We start from the raw sequence: 3461 nt of genomic DNA, 5'->3' as shown, positions 1-3461 counted from the left end.
TAGGGAGCGAGACGCTCCCACTACGATAATATTCAATAATTACAGTAGTGCGGGCATCTTGCCCGCTTGTTATACCCATTAACCGGATTTGATATAAATATGTTGAAATTGACTGACTTTTCTTCCACCCACATTTACAATTAGACTACATTTACAGAGATCGAAATGACAACTTACAGAATTGATTTAGAGGGTAATATCTTAAAGATTGGGTTTGGCGATCCTGCCCAAAACGATCGCATTGTCCAAGATGCCTCAACTCGATTGGATGAGTTGGTGCAATCAGGGACTTTAGTGGGAGGCACCTTGCTCAAAGTCAATGGACCAGGTTCCCTCCCCGTTGCTTTTGTTATCGCTCACAAAGTTGGTCATTTGTATGGGGCGATCGCGGTTTTCGATCCCAAACTGGGAGGGAAATATGTGGTCTGCATCACTCATAATCCCGATTATAAATTAGGCGATTTAGTCGATTGAGGTTTATATGGTACAATATCCTATTAAAGTTGTTCTTTGCGGTTCTCCTCACACGGGTAAATCTTGTCTGAGAGAAGGTTTAAAGCAGTCTCTCATGGAGTTACATCGCGAAAAGGAAATCCCCTATCCCCTCGTCCTCACAGCCTGTCCTGATGGCGAAGGAGCTTGGTATTCCGAGGCCGTGCGTGCCGATCCGGAACTAGCACGGCAATTAAAAGAGGACTATAAAGCGAAGTTTACGCTTGAGTTTGCGATCGAAAAAGCCAAACAAGTACAAAAACTATCTCACCCACTCAACATTATTGATATTGGTGGAAAAATTGATGACAAAAATCGGCGGATTGTCGCTTCGGCAACTCATGCGATCGTTCTTTTTAGTGATATCAGTCAATTGGGTGATTGGAAAGATTTTTGCGAGGATCTGAATTTACAGATTGTTGCTCTACTGCACAGCGATTATGAGGGGAAATGCGATCGAATTGACGCGGAAAGACCGATTTTAAAGGGTAGCGTGCATCATTTAGAACGGGGTGTGGATGTTTCTTCTCGTCCTACTATACAGGCGATCGCGGCATTGCTGGTCGATCTCTGGCAAGCAGGACAAGAGCAGGGAAGGAATGGGGTGCGCGATCGGGTTTTGAGTATTGTGGATTGAGTTTTTCTTGCAATTTTTATTGGAGCTTATCATTATGGCAAATTTAGAAAAGTATAAAGTCGATCATCTCTTTTTGTTGATTGGGGAAAATCCATTACCAAACTATGTAGCTGCAAAATTATTACTCAACAAAGGTGGATTTCTCTATCTCGTTCATACGAGTGGAACTAAAGCACAAGCGATACGATTACGGAAGATTTTAGATCGCGAAATAGAAGACTGTCAACCTTCTCAATTGATATCTCTTGAAAACTATGAGTCTGATGCTTACCAGATTCAAAGGAAAATACTAAAACAAGTTGAGAGATTAGAACAGGGAATAATTGGCATGAATTACACGGGAGGAACAAAAGCAATGGCAGTTCATGCTTACCGTGCCATATTACAGGAAACCCAAAATAAAAGACAAGAAGCAATTTTTAGTTATCTCGATCCTCGGCGACTGGAGATGTGTATAGATCGCGAAGATGGCGATCGTATAGCTATACCAATTCGTTCCCAAGATATTGCAATTAAGCTGGAAACAATTTTTGAACTTCACGGTCGTCAATTCAAGAAAGATAAAAAATCAGAAGAAATCAAGCCTAATAAAATTCCTATTTTACCAAATTTAGCAAAACAACTTGCAACAGTAAATCAAGATGAAGCTAAATCAACGATTTGGTTTCACTGGTTAATATCGATTTTCTGTGAGGGGAATGGAGATCGCAATCAATCGGCAAGAAAACCCCCTAAACCAAATGGAAAACGAGGCAACTGGAAATCAAAAACAGCACTTGAACAATTGTCATTTCCAACAAATGATTTACCCAAAGAGATCGTAGAAGAATTTTCTAAACACAGTTTTCTGGACAAAAATGAAAATCTTTCACTTAAGCAGATCAAAGAATCAGGATGCTTTGATAATATTCAAGATTTCTGTGAATGGCTTGATGGTTTATGGCTTGAATATCATCTTCTCCAAAAAATTGAATCAATAGCATCTAAGGTAGGAATTATTGACTATGGAATGGACTTTAATATAGATTTAGCTGGAACTGAACAAGGCTTTCAATTTGATTTAGCTTTTACCTATGGTTATCAAATTTTCGCAATTTCTTGTACAACTTCTGATGATCGTAGTTTGTGCAAGTCAAAATTATTTGAAGCCTATTTAAGAGCGCAACAAATGGGTGGTAGTGAGGCACGAGTTGCACTCTTGTGTTTTGCGAAAGATATAGAAGGGATAAAAGCAGAAATTATCGATCTCCTATCAGACAAACAAATTAAAATTTTTGGACGAGAACATCTCGATTCTTTAGATCATGAAATTTTTGAATGGTTACAAGAAAATGATGCGGAGTTAAATCAATGAAACTGACAGTTACAATTCTTGATACAACGGGCATTCAAAACTACATTTTTAGTAGTAATCGCCTACGGGAAAATATTGGAGCATCTTATCTACTTTCACAAGCAACAGATGCTTGGGTAAAAGACATATTAAACGAAATGGGAGTTTCCAATCCAAAAGCAACAATTAATAGCTCTGGTCAAAATGCAGAACTTATTTATGCAGGAGGAGGAAATACTGTTTTACTGTTTAAGTCTCCTCAGTTAGCTATTGAGTTTACAAAAAAATTGAGCTTAAAAATATTACAAAAAGCTCCCGGTATCAATTTAGTTGTAGCTCATCGAGAAATTGAGTGGGACAAAGATTTACTTTATAAAACCGTACAAGATCTGATGGCAAATGACTTAGATAAGAAAAAGCGATCGCGTATTCCTTCTTCACCATTACTCGGTCTTGGAGTTACTCGATCTTGTAATTCAACTCAATTGGTTGCTATCGATACAAGTAAATCTCATCATTCTCCCGCAGATTATCCCATTTCTAGAGAAATTGTAGCAAAACTAGATGCTGTGCAATTAGCTAATAAGCATCTAGAAAAAACAATCTTCGATCCTGAAAAACCGAATAAATGGAAGATACCGCTTGATTTTGATGATTTTGGTCGATCGCGAGGAGAAAGCAGCTATCTTGCTATCGTTCATATTGATGGGAATAGTATGGGAAATCGCTTTAAAGAACAGGGAAAAGATAAAAGCGATCGAGACTATATTACCGCGATGCGGGAACTATCTGAAAGCGTTCAAGAAGCTGGTGAGAATGCTTTAAAACAAATTATCCAAGACTTAATTACCTCTTGGGATTTTCTGAAAGAACAATTTGATTTACCCAATCGGCAATTATTGCCATTTCGTCCTCTAGTATATGGTGGAGATGATGTTACCTTTGTTTGTGATGGTCGTTTGGGTTTAACGCTTGCGGCTCGTTACTTACAAGTATTTG

The 3461-nt window shown here is 38.5% G+C and carries 3 protein-coding genes and 1 pseudogene; all 4 read left to right on the top strand.

Going from position 1 to position 3461, the window contains the following annotated elements; genetic code table 11:
* Positions 1-165 precede the first annotated feature (165 nt).
* Complete coding sequence (locus JUI58_RS08870; protein WP_204103409.1) at positions 166-474, top strand: CRISPR-associated protein Csx3; 309 nt, start codon at positions 166-168, stop codon at positions 472-474.
* Positions 475-481: 7 nt separating this feature from the next.
* Positions 482-1129, top strand: coding sequence for a hypothetical protein (locus JUI58_RS08865; protein WP_204103408.1), 648 nt, complete (start codon positions 482-484; stop codon positions 1127-1129).
* A gap of 355 nt (positions 1130-1484) precedes the next feature.
* Positions 1485-2483, top strand: coding sequence for a hypothetical protein (locus JUI58_RS08860; RefSeq protein WP_239121347.1), 999 nt, complete (start codon positions 1485-1487; stop codon positions 2481-2483).
* A pseudogene (locus tag JUI58_RS08855) lies at positions 2480-3461 on the top strand (hypothetical protein); the annotation flags it as partial. The gene JUI58_RS08860 and the pseudogene JUI58_RS08855, both read left to right, overlap by 4 nt.

Origin of the sequence: Spirulina sp. CCY15215 (assembly GCF_016888125.1) — a bacterium.
Taxonomy (GTDB): domain Bacteria; phylum Cyanobacteriota; class Cyanobacteriia; order Cyanobacteriales; family Spirulinaceae; genus CCY15215.
This window is presented reverse-complemented; position numbering and strand designations above follow the sequence as displayed.